At 71.2% G+C, this 20774-nt stretch carries 18 protein-coding genes; 5 read left to right on the top strand and 13 right to left on the bottom strand.

Annotation, left to right across the window (positions count from 1 at the left end):
• Positions 1 to 68 precede the first annotated feature (68 nt).
• The 7 genes from ACIBG4_RS07635 to ACIBG4_RS07605 all read right to left on the bottom strand — a co-directional run bounded on the left by ACIBG4_RS07635 (position 69) and on the right by ACIBG4_RS07605 (position 6137).
• Positions 69 to 272, bottom strand: a complete 204-nt coding sequence (locus tag ACIBG4_RS07635) for a cold-shock protein (RefSeq protein WP_310712710.1) — start codon at positions 270 to 272, stop codon at positions 69 to 71.
• A 242-nt stretch (positions 273 to 514) separates the two neighbouring features.
• Positions 515 to 931 carry an SRPBCC family protein gene (locus tag ACIBG4_RS07630; protein ID WP_397201133.1) on the bottom strand — a complete coding sequence of 139 codons (417 nt, stop codon included), beginning with the start codon at positions 929 to 931 and terminating at the stop codon, positions 515 to 517.
• Positions 932 to 983: 52 nt separating this feature from the next.
• Positions 984 to 1541, bottom strand: coding sequence for a MarR family winged helix-turn-helix transcriptional regulator (locus ACIBG4_RS07625; RefSeq protein WP_397201132.1), 558 nt, complete (start codon positions 1539 to 1541; stop codon positions 984 to 986).
• 47 nt (positions 1542 to 1588) lie between these two features.
• The gene (locus tag ACIBG4_RS07620) at positions 1589 to 2539 is read right to left on the bottom strand and encodes an NAD(P)H-dependent flavin oxidoreductase (RefSeq protein WP_397201131.1); all 951 of its coding nucleotides are present in this window, start codon (positions 2537 to 2539) and stop codon (positions 1589 to 1591) included.
• Positions 2540 to 2878: 339 nt separating this feature from the next.
• The gene (locus ACIBG4_RS07615; protein WP_397201130.1) at positions 2879 to 4222 is read right to left on the bottom strand and encodes an ABC transporter substrate-binding protein; all 1344 of its coding nucleotides are present in this window, start codon (positions 4220 to 4222) and stop codon (positions 2879 to 2881) included.
• Positions 4223 to 4224: 2 nt separating this feature from the next.
• Positions 4225 to 5115 (bottom strand): carbohydrate ABC transporter permease, encoded by an 891-nt coding sequence (locus ACIBG4_RS07610; RefSeq protein ID WP_310712706.1) that lies wholly within the window; start codon positions 5113 to 5115, stop codon positions 4225 to 4227.
• Positions 5112 to 6137, bottom strand: a complete 1026-nt coding sequence (locus ACIBG4_RS07605) for an ABC transporter permease subunit (RefSeq protein WP_397201129.1) — start codon at positions 6135 to 6137, stop codon at positions 5112 to 5114. Before ACIBG4_RS07605 ends, ACIBG4_RS07610 begins: the two co-directional genes overlap by 4 nt.
• A gap of 173 nt (positions 6138 to 6310) precedes the next feature.
• On the opposite strand from ACIBG4_RS07605, the gene ACIBG4_RS07600 reads away from it, so the two are divergent.
• Positions 6311 to 7249: a carbohydrate kinase family protein gene (locus tag ACIBG4_RS07600; protein WP_397201128.1), complete on the top strand. Its 939-nt coding sequence runs from the start codon at positions 6311 to 6313 to the stop codon at positions 7247 to 7249.
• Entirely contained in the window at positions 7246 to 8550 is a 1305-nt protein-coding gene (locus ACIBG4_RS07595) for an alpha-glucosidase/alpha-galactosidase (protein ID WP_397201127.1), read from the top strand. Before ACIBG4_RS07600 ends, ACIBG4_RS07595 begins: the two co-directional genes overlap by 4 nt.
• A gap of 66 nt (positions 8551 to 8616) precedes the next feature.
• On the opposite strand, the gene ACIBG4_RS07590 is transcribed toward ACIBG4_RS07595, so the two are convergent.
• Both ACIBG4_RS07590 and ACIBG4_RS07585 read right to left on the bottom strand, forming a co-directional pair.
• Positions 8617 to 9396 (bottom strand): DeoR/GlpR family DNA-binding transcription regulator, encoded by a 780-nt coding sequence (locus tag ACIBG4_RS07590; protein WP_310712700.1) that lies wholly within the window; start codon positions 9394 to 9396, stop codon positions 8617 to 8619.
• 8 nt (positions 9397 to 9404) lie between these two features.
• Complete coding sequence (locus tag ACIBG4_RS07585) at positions 9405 to 10703, bottom strand: alpha-glucosidase/alpha-galactosidase (protein WP_397201126.1); 1299 nt, start codon at positions 10701 to 10703, stop codon at positions 9405 to 9407.
• A 601-nt stretch (positions 10704 to 11304) separates the two neighbouring features.
• Here ACIBG4_RS07585 and chvE point away from each other — a divergent pair.
• From chvE to mmsB, 3 genes are read left to right on the top strand one after another with little or no spacing between them, the layout of a single operon-like run.
• Positions 11305 to 12432: a multiple monosaccharide ABC transporter substrate-binding protein gene (chvE, locus tag ACIBG4_RS07580; protein ID WP_310712697.1), complete on the top strand. Its 1128-nt coding sequence runs from the start codon at positions 11305 to 11307 to the stop codon at positions 12430 to 12432.
• A 22-nt stretch (positions 12433 to 12454) separates the two neighbouring features.
• A complete protein-coding gene (gene mmsA, locus ACIBG4_RS07575) occupies positions 12455 to 13987 on the top strand; it encodes a multiple monosaccharide ABC transporter ATP-binding protein (RefSeq protein ID WP_310712695.1) in 1533 nt (510 codons plus the stop codon).
• Between the two features lie 6 nt (positions 13988 to 13993).
• Complete coding sequence (gene mmsB / locus ACIBG4_RS07570; RefSeq protein ID WP_310712694.1) at positions 13994 to 15262, top strand: multiple monosaccharide ABC transporter permease; 1269 nt, start codon at positions 13994 to 13996, stop codon at positions 15260 to 15262.
• A 56-nt stretch (positions 15263 to 15318) separates the two neighbouring features.
• Here mmsB and ACIBG4_RS07565 read toward each other — a convergent pair whose 3' ends face one another.
• The 4 genes from ACIBG4_RS07565 to ACIBG4_RS07550 form a co-directional block, all read right to left on the bottom strand.
• Positions 15319 to 16152, bottom strand: coding sequence for a carbohydrate ABC transporter permease (locus ACIBG4_RS07565; protein WP_310712692.1), 834 nt, complete (start codon positions 16150 to 16152; stop codon positions 15319 to 15321).
• The gene (locus ACIBG4_RS07560; protein WP_397201125.1) at positions 16149 to 17105 is read right to left on the bottom strand and encodes a carbohydrate ABC transporter permease; all 957 of its coding nucleotides are present in this window, start codon (positions 17103 to 17105) and stop codon (positions 16149 to 16151) included. Before ACIBG4_RS07560 ends, ACIBG4_RS07565 begins: the two co-directional genes overlap by 4 nt.
• A gap of 29 nt (positions 17106 to 17134) precedes the next feature.
• Positions 17135 to 18466, bottom strand: coding sequence for an ABC transporter substrate-binding protein (locus ACIBG4_RS07555; RefSeq protein ID WP_397201124.1), 1332 nt, complete (start codon positions 18464 to 18466; stop codon positions 17135 to 17137).
• Between the two features lie 68 nt (positions 18467 to 18534).
• Positions 18535 to 20670, bottom strand: coding sequence for an alpha-galactosidase (locus tag ACIBG4_RS07550; protein ID WP_397201123.1), 2136 nt, complete (start codon positions 20668 to 20670; stop codon positions 18535 to 18537).
• Positions 20671 to 20774 lie beyond the last annotated feature (104 nt).

Below are 20774 nucleotides of genomic sequence, written 5' to 3'. Positions count from 1 at the left end.
CGCTCAGGTCGTGTGCCTCAGACCCGGGCGGAACGCGCCGGGCGGGGAGGCGTCACCCCCGGGAAGGATCAGACGGGGGTGATGTTCTCCGCCTGCGGGCCCTTCTGGCCCTGGGTGATGTCGAAGCTGACCTTCTGGCCCTCCTGCAGCTCGCGGAAGCCGCGGCCGGCGATGTTGGAGTAGTGGGCGAAGACGTCGGCGCCGCCGCCGTCCTGCTCGATGAAGCCGAAGCCCTTTTCAGCGTTGAACCACTTTACGGTGCCAGTCGCCATGTCAATCTCCTTCGATAGGCGCAGAGCCAGGACTCGCACGTCACGAGCCCCACGTCGCCGCGATGTCCCGTCCGGAAATGACCGGCAAACAAAATGCGCCCGAGGGGTCGGATCCCGTCAGGCGCACACACGTTCATGGGTACCACACTGCAACTACGATGAGCCTACCACATACCACACCCGCTCTGACAACCATCGGAGTCTCAGTGTTTCCCCAGGTCAGCGCGGGCATTCGAGCAAGGTCACCGGTCACGCGCCGCGGCTTCCAGGGCCTGTCTCATCTCCTGCGCGCCGCGTTCGACGCGCACGCGGACCTCCGCAGCCCGCGCGTGGGGCAGCACGTCGGTGGTCCAGACGAGCCGGCTCGCCCGGTCGCCCTCCGGGTGGACCTCGAAGGAGGCGTGATGGTGCTCCAGCGGGGGCCTCGCGCCCTCGACGACGGAGTAGGCCAGCCGGCGGGCGTCGTCGTCGATCGCGACGATCAACTCGCGGATGACGTGCCCGTCGGGAAAAGTCAGGAACCGCTGGTCGCCTTCGATCCGGGTGCCGGCGACCCGGCCCGGCAGCAGGCGCTCGTGCACGGCTCCGACGTCGCGCAGCACGTCCCAGATGTGCTCGGGCGACGCGTCGATGACGATCTCGTGGCGGATGGAGGCCATGACGCCGGAGAGCTCCTCTCAGGATGAACGGTGGCAAGGTGGGTGCGGCGTCTCACGGCTGCTGTCCGTTCTGCTGGAGGCGGTCGGCGAGGCGTTGCTGGTTGGCGGTCAGCCGCAGGCACAGGTCGCGGAGGACAGCCAGCTCCTCGGGGCTGAAGCCGTGGAACATCGCCCGCATGGCGAGCTGCGACGGCTTGCGGAACGCCTCGATCCAGGCCCGTCCGGCGGGGGTGATCTCGGCCAGGACCGAGCGCCGGTCCCCCGGATCGGGTACCCGGCGGACCAGCCCGTCGTGCTCCAGCGTGTCGACCAGCCCGGTGACGTTGCGGGAGCTGACCCCGGCGGCCCTGGCCAGCTCTCCGATGCTGACGCCCTTCTCGCCGCCGTTCAGGCGGACCAGCAGGTCGAGCGCGCCCGCGCTCAACCCCCGGCCCTGGGCGCCATGGGCGCGCATGCGCTCGACGGCATGGTGGGCGGTGCGGACGGCGGTGGCCGCCTCGAACGCCGGCATGTCGTCGTCGCCGTCGGCGAACTGGGCCATCGCGGCCCTGACGCGGGGGTCGTAGAGGAAGCCGTCAGAGTCGCACTCGTAAATGTGTACGTCCTTCATAGTAAAAAACGAGAATAGTACGGCCTTCCGAGATTTACCACACGGCCCTAGCGGGTGAAGCGGTGCAGGAGCTTCTCGGCGGCGGCGAAGCCGGCGACCACGTCGGCCGCCGTGCGGCGCTCCCGCACCAGGCCGACCCCCTGGCCCACGTAGACGAAGGCGGTGTCGAAGTCCTCGTCCCGCCGGGCCGCCTCCAGGGCGGCGCGCGCGTCCTCGTCGGCGGCGAGCTCGTCCTCCCGGCCCGCCCACCGCTCGAAGAAGGCGTTGCGCAGGGCCCGCCCGCCGTACTCGGCCGGCCAGCCGAGCCGCTGCGCCACGTCGAACACCCGCCCGTACGCGGTGTCGGTCTCCCCCGCCTCCAGCAGGCGCCGCGTGGCCGCCTCCGAGATCGTCGTCTCGGCGCAGCCCATGAACGCGGTGCCCGTCCAGGCACCCTCGGCGCCGGCGGCCAGCACGGCGGCGAGCCCGCGGGCGGTGGCGATGCCCCCGGCGGCGAGGACCGGGATCCGCACCGCGTCGAGCACCCCCTCCAGCAACGGCAGCGTCGCCACCTCGCCGCGCCCGTGGCCGCCGCCCTCGCCGCCGCGGGCCACCACGGCGTCCACCCCGGCCTGCTCGGCGGCGCGCGCCTCCTCGGTGGTGCCGGCCTGGGTGACGACCGTGATGCCGGCCTCGCGCAGCTCGCCGACGTAGCGCTCGTACGGGCCGAAGCTCACCGACACGATCGCGGGCCGCGCGTCGAGGACGGCCCGGAACTGGCCGGGGTTGCCGGGCAGCGCCCACGCCAGGAGCCCGATCCCGTACGGCCGGCCGCCCGCGGCGGCGACGGCCGCCTGATCCGCGATCCACTCGGGGCCGGCGGCCGAGGGCACGCCGAACATACCGAGCGCCCCGGCGGCGGACACGGCCGCGGCCAGCCGGCCCCCTCCCACCCCGGCCATGGGCGCCCCGACCAGGGGCACATTCAGATCGAACCGTTCGGTGAGCCACGTGCGCATCAGGATCTCCTCGTCCGTTCCCCGCCCACGGAGGGCCTTCTACCGCCACCATGCCACGGCCCGCCGGGCCCCCGGCCGGGGCCGGCCCGGCACCCCCGCGGGCCCCCGCCCCGCCCGGCCCGGCCGCCGGCCCGGCGGGGGGGCGGCGGGGGAGCGGGCGGCGGGCCCCCCCCCCGGGGGGCCCTCCCCCCCCCCCCCGCCCCCGCCCGGCGGGCCCCGGGCCGGGGCGGGCCCCGCACCCGCGGCTGCCCCCCCCCCCCCCCGCCCGGCCCGCGGGCCCGGCGGGGATGCGGCGGGGATGCGGCCGGGGTGCGGCACGCCACGCGCTCGGGCGGGGCGTCAGTCGTTCGCGAAGAGGGCGTTGACCTGCTGGTTGGCCGTGGTCAGGGCGGTTCGGGCGTCCTTCTGGCCGAGCCAGACCTCCTCCAGCGCCGTGAGCACGATCTGGTTGATCTCGTCGGCGTGGTCGCTGACCGGCAGCAGGAACGTTCCGCCGGGCGCGTCGGCCACCGTGGTGAAGGCGCTGATGTCCCGGTGCGCCGCCTTGTGCGCCGCGATCGCGCGCTGGGTGGACGAGGAGATGGCGGGGAAGACCACGGCGGTGTCCGCGATGATGTCCTGGCAGCCGGTGGAGCCGAGGAACTTCACCCACTTCCAGGCCGCCTCGGGGTGCTTGGTGCCCGCGTAGATGCTGTCGGCCAGGCCGTTGAAGGCGGACTTGCGGCCCTGGGGGCCGGTCGGCAGCGGGGCGAAGGCGAACTTCTGCTCCGTGGACTCCAGGTACGACTTGATCATCCAGGAGCCGGTGATGCCGAGCGCCGCCTTGCCGGAGCCGAGCACCGCGTCGGGGCCGAGCGAGCTGACCTTGTCGTACGGCGCCGCGTACCCCTTGTCCATCAGCCCCTTGAACCAGGCGATGGTCTCGGCCAGCTTGGGGTCGTCGTAGAAGTAGCGGGTGCCGAACGGGTTCTTGTCGATGTAGGAGAAGCCGTTGGAGACCGCCAGGTCGCCCCAGCCGTTCTGGCCCAGGCCGTCGTCCTTGAGCTCCGGGGTGATGCCGTACACGGCGACCTTGGACTTGTCGAACCCGGGCTCGTCGCCGTGGCGGCCGGAGCTGTCGACGGTGAGCTTGGCGATGGCCTTCTCGAAGGTGCCGCCGTCCTGGGGGTTCCAGGTGAGGTCGCTCAGGTCGAGCTTGGCCTTCTTGGCCAGGGTGGCGTTGTAGATGATCGCGATCGTGTCCCAGTCCTTGGGCAGGCCGTACCTCTTGCCGTCCTTGAGCCACAGCTCGGCCAGGCCGGGCCGGTACTGGCCGAGGTCGACCTTGTCGGCCCGCACCATGGGCTCGATGTCGAGGAGCTGACCGTTCTTGACGAACTGCGGGTAGTACGACGCCTGCATGGTGATCACGTCGGGAGCGCTGCCGGAGACCATCTGGGTGGTGAGGTTCTGCCAGTACTGGTCCCAGGCGGCCTGCGTGATCTTGATGGTGATCCCGGGGTTCGCCTTCTGGAAGGCGTCGGCGCACCGCTGGTAGCCGGCCTGCTGGGCGTCGTCGAAGAGAGCGTACGAGATCGTGACCGGATCATCCGCTGAGCCGGAGCCGCCCGAGCCACCCGAGCCGCCGCTGCAGGCCGCCGTGAGCAGCAGCAGCGCGCCCGCCGCCAGATGCGCCTTTTTCATCGCTAACCTTTCATGCCGGAGAACTGGATGGAGTCCACGAGCCGGCGGCCGAAGAAGACCACGAGCAGCAGCACGGGGATGATCGACAGGGCGGAGCCGGCCATGAGGCCGGTCCAGTCCGGCGCGGTGTTCGGTGACTGCTTGAGGAAGATGCCGAGCGCCGCCGTCAGCACCCGGGTCTCCTCGCCGGGGGCCACCAGCAGGGGCCACAGGTAGTCGTTCCAGGTCCAGACCGCGGTGGTGAGGGCCAGGGTGAGCAGCGGCCCCCGGCTCATCGGCAGCACCACCCGCCAGAAGATGAGCCCCTTTCCCGCGCCGTCGATGAGGGCGGCCTGCTCGACGTCGCGCGGCACGCCGAGGAAGAACTGGCGCAGGAAGAACACCGCGAACGGCGTCATGAGCATGCTGGGCGCGACGAGACCCTGGAAGGTGTCGAGCCAGCCGAGCTCCTTGACGAGCACGAAGTTGGGCAGCAGCGTGAAGATCGGCGGGACCATGAGGGCCGCCACGAACACCCCGAACAGCAGGTCCCGGCCGGGGAAGCGGAGCCGGGCGAAGGCGTAGCCGGCCATCGCGCAGAGGATGGTCTGCACGGCGGTGATGAGCCCGGTGTAGAGGACGGAGTTGCGCAGGTAGAGGAAGAAGTCGAGGTCGGCGCCGGATCCGCCGGCCGCCCGCGCCTCCTCCCGGCCGGCCAGGCCGAGCACCCGCTGGAAGTTGAACAGCGTCGGGTGCCGGGGCAGCAGCCCGGCGGTGTCCCCGCTCAGCTCGCGGCCCGGCGTGATCGCCGTGCGGAGCATCCAGTAGAGCGGGAACAGGGAGATCACGATGGCGAGGATCAGGCAGGCCCAGGCGATCGGGCGGCCGATCCGGCCGCGGAGCGGTCTGTTCATGTGAGGTCCGAGGTGGAGGCGCGCAGCAGGCGCATCTGGACGAAGGTCAGCACGCCGAGGACGAGCACGAGGCTCAACGCCAGCGCGGAGGCGTAGCCCATCTTGAAGTGGGTGAACGCCTGCTCGTAGATGTAGTAGTAGACGACCCGGGTGGCGTTGACGGGGCCGCCCTTGGTGGTGACGGCGACGGCGTCGAAGAGCTGGAACGAGTCGATGAGCGACACCACGAGCACGAACGCGAGGATGGGCCGCATCAGCGGCAGCGTGACGCGGAAGAAGGTGCGGATCTCGCCGGAGCCGTCGAGGGCCGCCGCCTCGTAGATGTGCCGGGGCACCAGCAGCATCCCCGCGTACAGCAGCAGCGCCGTGTAGCCGGTGCCGCTCCACGAGGTGATGACGGCCACGCTGGGCAGCGCCAGGTCCGGGGAGGTGAGGAAGCCCTGGTTGGGCAGGCCGACGGAGGTCAGCAGGTGGTTGACGAAGCCGAGGTTGGCGTCGAGCAGCCACATCCACAGCAGGCCGGTGGTCACGCTGGGCACCAGCCACGGGATGAGGAGCAGGGAGCGGAGGGCCAGGGAGCGGGTCAGCCGGTGCAGCAGCGCGGCCAGGCCGAGGCCGGCGAGGAGCTGGATGCCGAGGTTGAGGATGACGTACCCTGCGGTGACCTTGAGCGAGTTCCAGAACAGCGGGTCCTGGACGAGCCGGGCGTAGTTGTCGAGGCCGATGAAGCGCGGTGGTGACAGCAGGTTCCAGTCGGTCATCGAGTACCAGGCGCCGCGCAGCGCCGGATACAGGTAGAACAGGCCGAATCCCAGCAGCACGGGCGCGAGGAAGGCGGCGGCGAGCCGTCCGTCTCCGCGCGTGCCGGGCGCCCGCCGGCGACCTGGCCCAGGGGCGGGCTCCCTGGGGGCGGGCCCGTGACGGGACGGTGCCGGGCCGGCGGCGGGTCCGGGACGTGGGCCGGTGCCCGCCACCGGTGGGACCCCGGCGGGCGCGGTGCGGGCGCCCGGTCGTCGCAGCATCTCCGAACCTCCTGGGGGGCGGGGGCGGGCCGGTGGAGCGGCCGTGGTTCAGCCCATCATGGCGACTTTCGAAAGCTTGTCAATACCTTCGCCTAATCACCTCTTCTTCGGCAATACCGGATGCATTGCGAAAGTATTGACAAGATAACGAAGGTGCTGGGACTGTCCTCCTCATGGCCCTCTCGGACTTCGACTTGCTCGTCGTCGGCGACGCCAACCCGGACGTGATCGTCTCGGGGGCGCCCCGCCGCCCCGCCTTCGGTCAGCGCGAGGAGCTGGTGGACACCGGCGACCTGGTGCTCGGCGGCTCCGGCGCGATCACCGCGTGCGGCGCCGCCCGGCTCGGCCTGCGTGTCGCCTTCGCCGGCCGGGTGGGCGACGACCCGGCCGGCGCGTTCGTGCTGGACACGCTCGCACGCCGCGGGGTGGACGTCTCCGCCTGCGTGGTCGAGTCCGGCGCGGCGACCGCGCTCACCGTCATCCTGGCCGACGGGCAGGACCGGGCGATCCTGACCGCGCCCGGCTGCCTCGGCCGGACGTCCGCCGGCGACGTGCCGCCCGAGCTCCTCGCGCGCGTGGCGCACGTGCACGTCTCCTCGTTCTACCTCCAGCCGCTCCTGGCCGAGGGGGTGCCGGACCTGTTCCGGGCGGCCCGCGCCGCCGGCGCCACCACCTCGCTCGACACCAACGACGACCCGTCCGGCCGCTGGGAAGGGCTGGAGGAGGTGCTGCCGCTGACCGGCGTCCTGCTGCCCAACGAGCGCGAGGCCCTGGCCATCGCGGGCGTCCCCGAGCTCGGGCGGGCGCTGCGCGAGCTGGCCGCGCGGGGCACGACGCCGGTGGTCAAGTGCGGGGCTGAGGGCGCCCTGACGATCGTGGACGGCGAGCCGCTCCGCGTCCCGGCCCCGCCGCCGCCGGCTCACCAGGGCCCGGCCGTGGTCGTGGACACGGTCGGCGCGGGCGACAGCTTCGACGCGGGCCTGATCGCGTCCCGTCTGCGTGGCCTGCCCGTACGGCGGAGCCTGGAGGTGGCCGTGGCCTGCGGCACCCTCTCCACCCGAGCCGCGGGGGGCACAGCGGCGCAGCCGACCTGGGAGGAAGCCACCTCATGAGAAACCCGAAGATCGTCTTCATCGGCGCGGGCAGCGTGGTGTTCACGCACGGCCTCATCGCCGACCTGCTCGCCTACCCGGAGCTGCGGGAGGTCCGGATCGCGCTGCACGACATCGACCCGGAGCGGCTGGAGGTGGCCGAGGCGGTGGCCCGGCGCATCGCCGCCGCCCGCGGCGCCCGCCCCGAGATCACCGCGAGCCTCGACCGGCGGGCCGCGCTCGACGGCGCCGACTTCGTGATCAACATGATCCAGGTGGGCGGGCACGACGCGACCGTCACCGACTTCGAGATCCCCGCCCGCTACGGCCTGCGCCAGACGATCGCCGACACGATCGGCGTGGGCGGCGTCTTCCGCGCCCTGCGCACGTTCCCCGTGCTGGACGCGCTGGCCACCGACATCGGCGCCGTCTGCCCGGACGCCCTGCTGCTCAACTACACCAACCCGATGGCCATGAACGTCTGGTACCTGGCGAGCAGGGTGCGGCGCGTGGTCGGCCTCTGCCACTCGGTGTACTGGACGATGCACGACCTGGCCGAGCTGCTGAAGGTGCCGTACGAGGAGATCACCTACCTGGCGGCGGGCGTCAACCACCAGGCGTGGGTGCTGCGGTTCGAGCACGAGGGCGCCGACCTGTACCGGCGGCTCGACGCGGCGGTGGAGGCCGATCCTCAGCTGCGCCGGCGGGTCCGGGTGGAGATGTACCGGCGGCTCGGGCACTACCCGACCGAGACGAGCGAGCACTCCTCCGAGTACGTGCCGTGGCTGCTGCACCACGACGCCGAGATCGACCGGCTGCGCATCCCGGTCGGCGCGTACGTCGGCATCAGCGAGGAGAACATCCGCGAGTACAAGCGCACCCGCGACACCGTGCGCCACGGCGGGGAGCTGTCCGTCGAGGGCACCGGCGAGTACGCGCCGCAGATCATCCACAGCCTGGTGACCGGCGTGCCGCGCGTGGTGTACGGCAACGTGGTCAACGACGGCCTCATCTCGAACCTGCCGCCCGGCTGCGTGGTCGAGGTGCCCTGCGCCGTGGACTCCTCGGGGGTCATGCCGACCCGGGTGGGCGCGCTGCCGCCGCAGTGCGCGGCGCTCAACCGGTCGTACGTGAACGTCAACGAGCTGACCGTGCGGGCGGCCGAGGAGGGCCGGCCGGAGCACGTGCGGCACGCGGTGATGGCCGACCCGAACGCCTCGGCCACGCTGTCGCTGGACGCGATCTGGCGGATGTGCGACGACCTGACGCTCGCCCACGGCGACCTGCTGCCGGAGTCCCTGCGCGTCACGCTCGCGGACTGACACCACCTCGCCCGGTCCACGCCCACCCAGCGCGCCCGCCCGGACAACCGGGCGGGCGTTCGCGCGTCAGCCGACGAGATCCACCTTGAGGCCGCGCTCGCGCAGGACCGCCACCACCGACGCGTCCGCGGACTCGCCGGTGATGAGCAGGTCCACCTCGGACAGCGGGCAGACCGGCGCCATCTCCACCTTGCCGAGCTTGGAGGAGTCGGCGACCACCACGCGGCGGCCGGCGGCGCGCAGCATCCGCTGCTTCATCTCGGCGTCGGGCAGGTTGACGTTCGTGACGCCGGCCTCCGGGTGGACGCCGCCGCAGCCGAGGAACACGGTGTCGGCCCGGATGCCCTCCAGGATGCGGGTGCCGAGCGGGTCGACCAGGGAGTGCTGCTGGCGGCGGAGGCTGCCGCCGGTGACGACGACGGCGAAGCGGGGCAGCGCCGGCTCCAGCTCCAGGGCCGTGCGCAGCCCGTTGGTGAAGACCGTGACCTCGGTGAGGTCGGCGCGGGCGACCAGCTCCCTGGCCACGTACGCGGTGGTCGTGCCGGCCCCCATGAGCACGCTCTCGCCCGAGGCGACCAGCCGCGCCGCCGCCTTGCCGATCAGCGCCTTCTCCACGGCGGCGGTGCCGAGCGACAGCTCGAACGACGGCTCGACGCGCGGCGGCGACCCGGCCGCGACCGCTCCCCCGCGCACCCGGCGCACCCGGCCCTGCTCCTCCAGCGCGTCGAGGTCGGCCCGGACGGTCACGGTGGACACGCCGAACGCCTCCGCGAGCTCGGCCACCCGGGCGAACTCCTGCTCCATGAGCATGCCCAGCATGCGCTCACGGCGCACCTCGGTCGGCATCGACTCCATCATCGGCGGATCGCCTCCGGCAGCAACTCCCCGTGCGCGTCGATCAGCTCGTCGCACATCGCCTCGATGGCGGGCAGCGGCAGCGTCGCCGCGGTGTTCGGGTCGAGCATCGCCGCGTGGTGGACGTGCCGCCGGTCGCCGTCGAGCACGGCGCGCACGGTCAGCTCCACGACGTTGAGGAACGTCCGGTGCAGCGCCACGAGCTGGATCGGCAGGTCGCCCACCGGCCGGGGGTGGATGCCCATGGCGTCGACCGTGGCGGGCACCTCGACGCAGCAGCCCTCCGGCAGGTTGCCGATCAGGCCGCGGTTGCGGACGTTGACGTAGACCTCCTTCTCCCGGCCGGTCAGCGTGGCGAGGATCGCGGCGGCGGCCGGCTCCTGGTGCTGCCACCTGATCAGCTGCGGCCGGCCGGCCGACAGCGCGCGGCGCGTCTCCTCGTACGCGTGCATGTCCTGGCCGAGGCGGCGCAGGTACTCCTCCATCTGCACGCCGAGGCGCTCTGTCTCCTCGGCGTGCCGCATGAACCACGGGACGTACTCGGCGGCGTGCTCGCTGGACTGCGTCGGGTAGTGGCCGAAGCGGCGGTACATCTCGGTCCGGACGTGCCGCCCCAGGTCGGGGTCGGCGGCCAGCAGCGCGTCGAGCTCCGGGTAGAGCGAGCGGCCCCCGGCCTCGAACCGCAGCACGAACGACTGGTGGTTGAGGCCGGCGCTGAGGAACGTCACCTCGTCCAGGTCGCGGCCGACGAGGTCGGCCAGGTAGGCGTGGGTGTCGCAGACGGCGTGGCACACCCCGGCGAAGCGCTCGAACGTGGTGGCCTCCTCCACCGCCCAGCCGATCATGGCCATGGGGTCGCTGCAGCTCAGCAGCCACGCGTCCGGGCACAGCTCGGCCATCTCGCGGCCCAGCTCGACGAAGAAGGGGATGGCGCGCAGGCCGCGGAAGATGCCGCCGACGCCGATGGTGTCACCGATCGTCTGGCGCAGGCCGTACCTGCGGGGGATCTCGAAGTCGCGCAGCGAGGCCGTGAACCCGCCCCGGTCGACGTAGCTGATCACGAAGTCGGCGCCGTCGAGGGCGCGGCGCCGGTCGGGGCAGGCGGTGACCACGGCCGCCGAGCCGGCCTCGGCGTCGAGCGCGCGCACCAGCGCCTCGGCCGTGGCCAGGTGGGCGGGGTCGTCGTCATGCAGCACGACCTCCAGGCGCCCCCGCAGCGAGGAGGCGAGGAACAGGTCGGAGAGCACCCTGCGCACGAGTTCGACGTTGCCGGCGCCGACGAAGACGATGCGCGCCATCCTCACCTCCCGCCGCTCGTGCGCGAAGTCCTGCGAAGACCCGCGAAGACCGAAGATCCGCGAAGACCTGAGACTCGCGAACACTACGGCACACCGGGCGGACGCGCACACCACACCTTACGGGCTGCCGCCGAGCCCGAGGCCGCTCGCGCGGGCCGCGTGTTCTCGCTCACATGGGATGATCGCCTGCCCAGGGCCCCGGAGTGCCGGTTTCGGCGGTGGAGCCGGGCCTCACACGTCCTCTACCAGGGACAAGAGCGACCCGGAATGTGAATGCTCTGTTTCCGAGACGTTATCGCACACCGTTGACAGGCAAATTGTTAGCGATAACACTCATGGCCTTAGGCACGTTGTCCTCAACGGCGATCAACGCAGGCGGGGTGTCACGAAATGCCACAAACCGGGCTTATCCTACCGCAGGTCGGTCCACGGCACGTGGGTTTCGGACCATTCCATCGGAGCGCCCACCTGGACGTTCCCGTGCCGGGGACACGACGACCCACCGCTCCCGCCGCGCCACTCGCGGGAGAGGTACCCCCCGCTGTGGCCGGAGGTCCGGCGGACCCTTCGCGTACGCGCAACCCCGCAAGGAGACACACACATGAGATTCGGACGGATCGCGACGGTCGTCTCAGCCCTCGCACTCACCGCCACCGTCGCGGCGTGCGGATCGAGTGAGAAGACCGTCGACAAGCAGGCGTCCTCCGGCACCACCAGCGGGGCCCTGATCGGCGTGACCATGCCGACCAGGTCCTCCGAGCGGTGGATCCACGACGGGGACAACGTCAAGTCCAGCCTGGAGAAGCTCGGCTACAAGGTCGACCTCCAGTACGCGGAGAACGACATCCCCACCCAGGTCAACCAGATCGAGAACCAGATCACCAAGGGCGCCAAGCTCCTGATCATCGCCTCGATCGACGGCACCGCCCTGACCACGCAGCTCCAGCAGGCCGCCGACAACAAGATCCCGGTCATCTCCTACGACCGCCTGATCCGCAACAGCCCGAACGTCGACTACTACACGACCTTCGACAACTTCAAGGTCGGCGTCCAGCAGGCCACCTCCCTGCTCGTCGGCCTCAAGGTGCTCAACGCCGACGGCTCCGAGGGCAGCGCCAAGGGCCCGTTCAACGTCGAGCTGTTCGCCGGCTCCCCCGACGACAACAACGCCACGTTCTTCTTCAACGGCGCCATGTCCGTGCTGAAGCCGTACATCGACAAGGGCACGATCAAGGTCAAGAGCGGTCAGACCGACTTCAAGACCGTCGCCATCCTGCGCTGGGACCCGGCCACCGCGCAGAAGCGCATGGAGGACATCCTCACCAAGACCTACTCCGGCGACAGCAAGGTCGACGGCGTGCTCTCCCCGTACGACGGCCTGTCCATCGGCATCCTGTCGGCGCTCAAGAGCAACGGCTACGGCACCGCCGGCCAGCCCTACCCGATCGTGACCGGCCAGGACGCCGAGCTGGCCTCCGTCAAGTCGATCATCGCGGGCGAGCAGTACTCCACCATCTTCAAGGACACCCGCGAGCTGGCCAAGATCACGGTCACCATGGCCGACACCGTCCTCAAGGGCGGCAAGCCCGCGGTCAACAACACCAAGGACTACGACAACGGCAACAAGGTCGTCCCGGCCCAGCTCCTCGACCCGATGATCGTCGACAAGAGCAACTACCAGAAGGCCCTGGTGGACACGAACTACTACACCGCCGCCCAGCTCGGCTGACCTCCACCGGTAAGGACCTTCGATGACCGATGACATCCTGCACATGCGGGGCATCACCAAGACGTTTCCCGGAGTGCGCGCGCTCCACGAGGTGAGCCTCTCCGTCCGCCGGGGCGAGATCCACGCCATCTGCGGCGAGAACGGCGCCGGCAAGTCGACGCTGATGAAGGTGCTGTCCGGGGTCTACCCGTTCGGCAGCTACGAGGGGCGGATCGAGTTCGACGGCGAGCTGTGCCGGTTCGGCGGCATCAAGGACAGCGAGGACGCCGGTATCGTCATCATCCACCAGGAGCTGGCGCTGTGCCCGCAGCTGTCCATCGCCGAGAACATCTTCCTCGGCAACGAGCGGGCCAGCCGCGGGCTCGTGGACTGGAACCGCACCAACCACCAGGCCGGCGAGCTGCTGCGGCGCGTCGGCCTGGAGGAGAACCCGGTCACGCAGGTGGCCGACATCGGCGTGGGCAAGCAGCAGCTCGTGGAGATCGCCAAGGCGCTGTCGAAGAAGGTGAAGCTGCTCATCCTGGACGAGCCCACCGCGGCGCTCAACGACCAGGACTCGGCGCACCTGCTCGACCTGCTGCGCGGCCTGCGCGACGAGGGCATCACCTGCGTGATCATCTCGCACAAGCTGAACGAGATCATCGACATCGCCGACTCGATCACGATCATCCGTGACGGGCAGACGATCGAGACCCTGGAGATGGCGAGCGGCCAGGTGACCGAGGACCGGATCATCTCCGGCATGGTCGGCCGCGACCTGGACAACCGCTTCCCGCCGCACGAGTCGCACATCGGCGAGGAGGTCCTGCGGGTCGAGGACTGGACGGTGCACAGCCCGTCGCAGCCCGACCGGCAGGTCGTCTCCAAGGCCAGCCTCACGCTGCGCCGGGGCGAGATCGTCGGCCTGGCCGGGCTCATGGGCGCCGGCCGTACCGAGCTGGCGATGAGCCTGTTCGGCCGCACCTACGGCGTCGGCATCTCCGGCCGCGTCTTCAAGGAGGGCCGCGAGGTGCACATCCGCAACGTGCAGGACGCGGTGCGGCTCGGCATCGCGTACGCCACCGAGGACCGCAAGCGGTACGGCCTCAACCTCATCGAGGACATCAAGCGGAACATCTCCTCGGCGAGCCTCGGCACCCGGCTCAGCAAGCGCGGCTGGGTCAACGAGAACGAGGAGTACAAGGTCGCCGAGGAGTTCCGCCGCAGCATGAACATCAAGGCGCCCAGCGTGCAGAGCATCGTGGGCAAGCTGAGCGGCGGCAACCAGCAGAAGGTCGTGCTGTCGAAGTGGATCTACACGGATCCCGACGTGCTCATCCTCGACGAGCCCACCCGCGGCATCGACGTCGGCGCCAAGTACGAGATCTACACGATCATCAACCAGCTCGCCGACGAGGGGAAGGCGGTGCTCGTCATCTCCTCGGAGCTGCCGGAGCTGCTCGGCCTGTGCGACCGCATCTACACGCTGTCGCAGGGCCGGGTCACCGGTGAGCTGCCCCGCGAGGAGGCGACGCAGGAACGCCTGATGCATCACATGACCATGGGACAGGAGTAAGTCCGGATGAGCAGCAGTACGACCCCCGCCGACCTCCAGGCGGGTTCGGGACGGGACGACAAGGGCGAGCAGAGCCCGCCCGGGCGGCTGAAGCTCGGCGGCCTGTCCATCAACATCCGCCAGAGCGGCATCTACATCGCGTTCGCGCTGATCGTGGTGCTGTTCTCGGTGCTGACCGACGGCGCCCTGCTCCAGCCGCAGAACATCTCCAACATCGTCGTCCAGAACTCCTACATCCTGATCCTGGCCATCGGCATGATCCTGATCATCATCGCCGGGCACATCGACCTGTCGGTCGGCTCGGTGGTGGCGGTCACGGGCGCCGTGTCGGCCGTGCTGATGGTGAACTACGGGGTTCCCTGGCCGATCGCGCTGGTGCTCACCCTGGTGGTGGGCGGCCTGATCGGGGCCTGGCAGGGCTACTGGATCGCCTACTTCGGCATCCCGTCGTTCATCGTGACGCTCGCCGGCATGCTGCTGTTCCGGGCGCTCACGCTGACCGTGCTCGGCAACCAGGGCATCGGCCCGTTCCCCGACGCGGTGCGGACCCTGTCGAACGGCTTCACCGACAGCTACCTGGGCAACGTCGGGCTCGGCCCGCTCGGCGGCGCCGACCTGTTCAGCCTGCTGATCGGCGTGCTGGCCATCGTCGGCATGGCCAGCGCCCAGTGGCGCACGCGCACCGCCCGCGCCGGCTACGGCCAGAGCGTCGACCCGCTGCCGGTCTTCGCCCTGAAGATCGTCGCCGCGGCCGTCCTCATCATGGCCGTGGTGGTGCAGCTCGCGCGCTTCCGCAACCTGCCGTGGGTGCTGGTGCTGCTGGCCCTGCTGGTGCTCGGCTACTCGCTGCTGGCCAACCGGTCGGTGTTCGGCCGCCGGATCTACGCGGTGGGCGGCAACCTCCAGGCGGCGGTCCTGTCGGGCATCAAGGTCAAGTCCGTGGTGTTCTGGATCTTCGTCAACATGGGCGTGCTGGCGTCCGTGGCCGGCATCATCTTCGCCGGCCGGCTCAACCAGGCCGGTCCGACGGCCGGCAACTCGTTCGAGCTGGACGCGATCGCCGCGGCCTTCATCGGCGGCGCGGCCGTCCAGGGCGGCGTCGGCAAGGTCGTCGGCGCCATCACCGGCGGCCTGATCATGGGTGTGATCAACAACGGCATGTCGCTCATCGGCTCGCCGAGCGAGCGCGTCATGCTGGTCAAGGGCATCGTCCTGCTCGCGGCGGTCGCCTTCGACGTGTGGACGAAGCGGCGGGCGGGCGCGGCCGCGCGCTGACCTGTCGCACCGGGTGAGGGGCGGGCCGGACGGCCCGCCCTTTCCCATGCCCGCCGTCACTTGACCGCGCCGCCGGTGATGCCGGAGATGATGCGCCGCTGGGCCACCGCGAACACCACCAGCAGGGGCAGGCTCATGAGGATGATGTACGCGAAGATCAGGTGCCAGTTGTTGAGGTAGAGGCCGGCGTTGGCCACCTGGAACAGGTTCAGCGGCAGTGTGTCGAGCCGGCCCCCGACGACGAAGAAGGCGTAGAAGACGTCGTTCCAGACGTACAGGCAGATGAGGATCGTGGCGGTCGCGAGCACGGGCCGCAGCATCGGCAGGATGACGGAGAAGAACACGCGCGCCGGGCCGGCCCCGTCCATGCGGGCCGCCTCCTCGATCGACAGCGGCACCGTGCGCACGAACCCGGTGACGAAGAAGATCACCGTGGACAGGTAGATGCCGACGTAGACGCCGACCATGCCGACGGCGCTGCCGGCCAGGCCGAGCTGCCGCAGCAGCAGCACGATCGTCACCACGGCCGGGGGCAGCACGATGCCGCTGATCGCGAACGCGTACAGGACGGCGTTGAGGCGGGTGGCCCGCCGGGCCAGCACCCACGACGCCATGGAGCCGAACGTCAGCACCAGCGCGACCGACGGCGCGACGACCAGCACGCTGCCGAGGAACGCCTTCGGCACGTCGCCCTGCTGCCACACCTGCGCCAGGTTCTCCCAGAGCAGCCACCGGGACGGCAGGGACAGGTCCGGCGACAGGGCCTCGCCCTGGGACTTGGCCGCCGTCACGACGACCAGCCACAGCGGCAGGCCCATGACGAGCACGACGAGGGCGACGACGGCCGGCGGCCGCAGCCGCGCCGCGACGCCCCGGGCGGGGGATGTCACAGGATCTCCTCCCTCTTGCGCAGGACGCGGATGACCGGGAAGGCCAGCAGCGCGACCATCAGGAACAGCACCAGGCTCATCGTGGTGGCCTGCGCGAACAGGCCCTGGCCGAAGGTGCGGTAGATGAAGATGTTCAGGATCTCGGTGCTGCGGGCGGGGCCGCCGCCCGTCGTGGCCTGGACGATGTCGAAGCCGTTCATGGAGCCCAGCAGCGCGGTGGCCACGTTGAAGGTGACCGCCGGCGCCAGCAGCGGGAAGCGGACCGACCAGAACGCCTGCCGGCCGGTGGCGCCGTCGATGCGGGCCGCCTCCGTGACGTCCTCGGGGATCGTCTTCAGCCCGGCCAGGTAGATGAGCATGGACAGGCCCATCCACTTCCAGGCGTGGATGACCGCGACGACGACCAGGGTCCAGGTGGTGTCGCCCAGCCACGGGATCGTCACCGGCGTGCCGAGCAGGCCGCCGAGCAGGTCGTTCAGGCTGCCGTCGGGCTTGAGCAGCGCCTGGAAGACGTAGCCGACCGCCAGCGCCGACATGAGCACCGGGATGAGGAACACCAGGCGCGCGGCCCGGTTGAGCCAGGTGTCGCGCTCCAGGAGGACGGCCAGGCCGAAGCCGAACAGGTTCTGGAACACCGCGACCAGGACGGCGTAGACCAGCGTGACGCGCAGCGCGCCGTACATGGTGCCGTCCGAGAGCAGGTCGGCGAAGTTGTCCCAGCCGACCGGGCGGATGTCGCTCTTGAAGCTGGACCAGTCGGTGAAGGCGTAGACGAAGTTGAACAGGGTCGGCAGGAAGAAGAAGACGAACAGGATCGCGAAGGCGGGCGCCAGGAACCACATGGGGTGGGTACGGCGTCCCGCTCCGGCGGGGGTGGCCCGCCGGCTCGGGCGCGCCTGGCGGGCGGGCACGGGCCGGGCGGCGGTGTCGGGTGCGCGCGTCTCGGTCGGCACGGGTCGCTCCTCGCCTGGGGGATGGGGGGTCAGAAGCCGGAGGCGCCGGCCGCCTTGGCGAGCTGGGCGAACTGCTTCTGCGTGGCCGCCGCCACCTGCTCGGGCGTGAGGCTGCCGGTGATCATGTCGGCCAGGTTGAGGTACAGGTCGGGGTTGGCCACGGCGAGCGCCTGCATCGAGCCGACCGCGCCGCCCAGCGACTTGTGCACGTCGAGCAGCGCCTGCGGCACGCCGGCCGGGGTGGGCACGTCGGTCTTCAGCGACACGGTCCTGCGCGCGGTGACGAACTCCTGGTAGCCGGGGCCCATCCAGTACGCGAGGAGCTGGCGGGCGGCGGCCTCGCGCTTGGCGTCGCCGGTCCTGAACGCGACCAGGGCGTTGGACTGGTCGGGGATGAAGGTGCCGACGTTGCCGGACGGGGAGATCGGGAAGAAGCCGATCTTCTTGTCCAGTGTCGCCGTGTCGGCCTTGGCCTGGAGCTGGCCGAAGAACGAGTTGACCTGGACGGCCATGGCCGCCTTGCCGGACAGCAGCGCCGCGCCCTGGTCCTCGAAGGTGGCGGTCTTGATGTCGGGGTTGAACAGTCCCTCGCCGATCAACGCCTTGTACTTCTTGATCGCGTCCAGGATGGTCTTGTCCTCGAACGTCTCCTTGCCGGTGTTGACCCGGTCCCAGAGGCCGTCGCGGGCCGCGTCGGCGAGCTGGACCTGCACCCACCACTGGGTCGCCCACTTGTCGCCGGCCATCTCGAAGAAGGGGGTGACGCCCTTGCCCTTGAGCGTGCGAGCGACCTGGAGCATCTCGTCGAAGCTCTTCGGCGTCTCCTTGACGCCGGCCGCGGCGAAGACCTCCTTGTTGTAGTAGACGCCCTCGACGGCCGGGCTGGTGACGAGCGCGGCGTAGCGGGTCTTGTCCAGCAGCCCCGTGATGTCGCGCAGTTCGGGCGACAGCGACGGCAGCCAGGGGGCGTCATCGAGGGGCTGGAGGTTGGCGCGGGCGTTCAGGGCGGTCAGCATGGACGCGGTGGGCTGCCAGAAGGCCAGGTCGGGCTTGTCGCCGGTGGCCACCTTGGTCTGCACGCCCTGCTCGTACGGGTCGGGGATGGTGACGACGTCGACCTTGGCGCCGGTGGCCTTGGAGAAGGCGGCCGTCACCTGCTCGGGGACGGTGGTGCTGTTCTGCGCGGCCCAGATGGTGAGGGTGACCCCGTCGAGCCGGCCCGTCGGGGAGGGCCAGGCCGCGGCGGTCGCGCCCGCCGCCGCGGGCGCAGGCCCGGAGGCGGGATCGCTGCACGCGGTGAGGGCGAGCAGTGCGGTGGCCGCGACGGTGGCGGCGGTGGTGACGCGCGGTGCCAGTTTCACGGTTTGGTTCCTTTGTCCGTGTCCGCCACTATCGTGCCGGACAATCCCATTGGGGGGCAGATGGGGTCTTACTGAGAAGAGAGCTCGCGGAGCTCCAGGACGCGGGCGGTCGGGGCGGCGACGGCGCAGGTCAGGGTCAGCTCGCCGGTCGCGGGGTTCCAGGAGTGCTCCCAGCCCGTCGCCTGGCGGGGGTAGGCGATGCGCACCGCAACCTGCCGGCCGGCGAGGTGCGGGAACGACAGGACGGCGCCCTCGTCCGCGCCCGGCCTCCGCCAGACGCCGACGTGTGTGACGTCGCCGGCGCGCAGGCCCAGCGCCAGCCACGGGTCCTCCCAGCCGGGCAGCCCGAGCGGCCAGCAGGGCGCCGACGCGACCAGGTCGGCCCGCAGCGCCTGGTGCAGCCGCACCCCCTCGCGCACGAGCGCCAGCCGCTCCGGGCCCATCGCGTCCAGGTGGCCCGACAGGTAGAGCCGGCCGAGGATGCCGGTGCACATCGTGAACGCGACCTCCTCGTCCGTCATGTCCGGCTGCGGGTACGCCCAGTTGGCCGCCTGCTCGGGTGTCATCGCCAGCGGCGCGGCCACGGCGATCGGCGGGTAGCGCAGGAAGTCCTCCTGGTCGCTGGTGGACTGGAGGTTCAGCCGCGACAGCATCGCGAAGTCCATCCGCATCGCGCCCGACGCGCAGTTCTCCAGCACCAGCCCCGGATGCCGGTCCAGGACGCCGTCGATCCAGGCCAGGTGGGCGCGGTTGTGGGCGAGCAGGCCCGCGCCGGCGCTGGTGGCGTCCACGTCGGTGCCCGCGCCCGGGTTGATGTTGTAGTCGAGCTTGAAGTAGCCGACGCCCAGCTCCCCCACCAGCCGGTCTACCACGCCGTCGAGGTGCTCGACGGCGGCGGGGTGGCGCAGGTCCAGGTGGTAACGGCCGTGCTCGGCCAACCGCTCGCCGCCGCGCTGCAGGAACGCCTCCTTGGGCAGCTCGTCGGCCATCGGGCTGCGCACGCCGATCACCTCCGGCTCCAGCCACAGACCGGGCGTCATGCCGTGGGCCCGGATGTGCCCGAGCACCTCCTCGACGCCGCCCGGGAACCGGGTCCGGGACGGCCGCCAGGCGCCGACGCTGTCCCACCAGCCGCCGTCCTCGTCGTACCAGCCGGCGTCCACGCAGAAGACCTCGGCCCCGGCGGAGGCGGCGGCCTCGACCAGCGGGAGCAGCCTGGCGGTGGTGGGGTCGCCCATGAGGGTGTTCATGTAGTCGTTGAAGACGACGGGCAGCGTGTCGCGGTCGGGGTGCGGGCGGCGCAGCGCGCGGCGGTGCGCGGTCAGCGCGGCGACCGCCTCCTCCAGCGGGTCCCCCTCCTCCGGGCCGGCGCCGTTCCCCGCCGCGACGGCCACCGAGACGGGGACCGTGGTGAACGACTCGCCGGGGGCCAGGGTCTGGCTCCACTGGTGGTCGAGGTCGGTGGGTCCGCTCACGGCGACGTACACGCCGTCCTGCCGGGCGCCCGTCTCCCAGCGCCACGCGCCGTTGTGCTCGATCTGCCACACCCACGTCTGGCCGGTGCCCCGGTCCACCAGGCCGCCCATCGGCACGTGCCGGCCGCTCGACCACGTGCCCGAGCTGGTCAGCGCGAACGCGCCCCGGCCGTGCTGACCGTGGCCCTCCAGCCCCAGGGCCGGGACCAGCTCGCCGAGGGGGCGCCGGGTCCAGCGGCTCTCCCCCAGCCACTCGCTGTCGGCGTACAGGACGTCGAGGTCGCCGGCGTGGCGGCCCAGGAAGCCCGCCGCGAACGAGGTGACGGCCAGCAGCAGCACCGGGGCCGTCCCCTGGTTGGTCACCCGGACCTGGGCCTGGCAGGCGGACACGCCCTCGTACGAGCGGAGCGTCAGCTCGGCGGCCAGGCCGGAGGCGTCGTCGCGCATCGCGAGCCGCAGCACGTGCCAGCCGCCCTCGCGGGACTGCTCGGCCCCCGCGTACCTCAGGCGGCAGCCCACGGCGGTCTCCGACAACCGCTGCGACGCCCGCGCCCGGCCCGCGCCCGGGAGCAGCACCTCCACCAGCGGCTGCGCCGGAGCCTCCGCGGGCCCGGCCGCCCCGCCCGGCGCCAGCCGCCGCAACGCCACCGCCCGGTCAGGGTGGATCTCCACCACCGCCGTCAGGGCGTCATGGCCCCAGCGCAAGGTCTGGATCACGTCAGCGGGCATCACACATCTCCTCGGATACGGTCCATGTGACCGGTCACATCACTCCCGTGGCGTAAGTGTGAGCGGTAACACGAACAAAGAGGAACCCTTCTTTGCCGGATTGT

This window comes from Nonomuraea sp. NPDC050383 (assembly GCF_044459125.1).
Classification (GTDB): Bacteria; Actinomycetota; Actinomycetes; order Streptosporangiales; family Streptosporangiaceae; genus Nonomuraea.
This window is presented reverse-complemented; position numbering and strand designations above follow the sequence as displayed.

Coding starts and splice junctions, on each gene's coding strand:
- ACIBG4_RS07635 (WP_310712710.1), bottom strand. CDS start 272: ATGGCGACTGGCACCGTAAAGTGGTTCAACGCTGAAAAGGGCTTCGGC.
- ACIBG4_RS07630 (WP_397201133.1), bottom strand. CDS start 931: ATGGCCTCCATCCGCCACGAGATCGTCATCGACGCGTCGCCCGAGCAC.
- ACIBG4_RS07625 (WP_397201132.1), bottom strand. CDS start 1,541: ATGAAGGACGTACACATTTACGAGTGCGACTCTGACGGCTTCCTCTAC.
- ACIBG4_RS07620 (WP_397201131.1), bottom strand. CDS start 2,539: ATGCGCACGTGGCTCACCGAACGGTTCGATCTGAATGTGCCCCTGGTC.
- ACIBG4_RS07615 (WP_397201130.1), bottom strand. CDS start 4,222: ATGAAAAAGGCGCATCTGGCGGCGGGCGCGCTGCTGCTGCTCACGGCG.
- ACIBG4_RS07610 (WP_310712706.1), bottom strand. CDS start 5,115: ATGAACAGACCGCTCCGCGGCCGGATCGGCCGCCCGATCGCCTGGGCC.
- ACIBG4_RS07605 (WP_397201129.1), bottom strand. CDS start 6,137: ATGCTGCGACGACCGGGCGCCCGCACCGCGCCCGCCGGGGTCCCACCG.
- ACIBG4_RS07600 (WP_397201128.1), top strand. CDS start 6,311: ATGGCCCTCTCGGACTTCGACTTGCTCGTCGTCGGCGACGCCAACCCG.
- ACIBG4_RS07595 (WP_397201127.1), top strand. CDS start 7,246: ATGAGAAACCCGAAGATCGTCTTCATCGGCGCGGGCAGCGTGGTGTTC.
- ACIBG4_RS07590 (WP_310712700.1), bottom strand. CDS start 9,396: ATGCCGACCGAGGTGCGCCGTGAGCGCATGCTGGGCATGCTCATGGAG.
- ACIBG4_RS07585 (WP_397201126.1), bottom strand. CDS start 10,703: ATGGCGCGCATCGTCTTCGTCGGCGCCGGCAACGTCGAACTCGTGCGC.
- chvE (WP_310712697.1), top strand. CDS start 11,305: ATGAGATTCGGACGGATCGCGACGGTCGTCTCAGCCCTCGCACTCACC.
- mmsA (WP_310712695.1), top strand. CDS start 12,455: ATGACCGATGACATCCTGCACATGCGGGGCATCACCAAGACGTTTCCC.
- mmsB (WP_310712694.1), top strand. CDS start 13,994: ATGAGCAGCAGTACGACCCCCGCCGACCTCCAGGCGGGTTCGGGACGG.
- ACIBG4_RS07550 (WP_397201123.1), bottom strand. CDS start 20,670: ATGCCCGCTGACGTGATCCAGACCTTGCGCTGGGGCCATGACGCCCTG.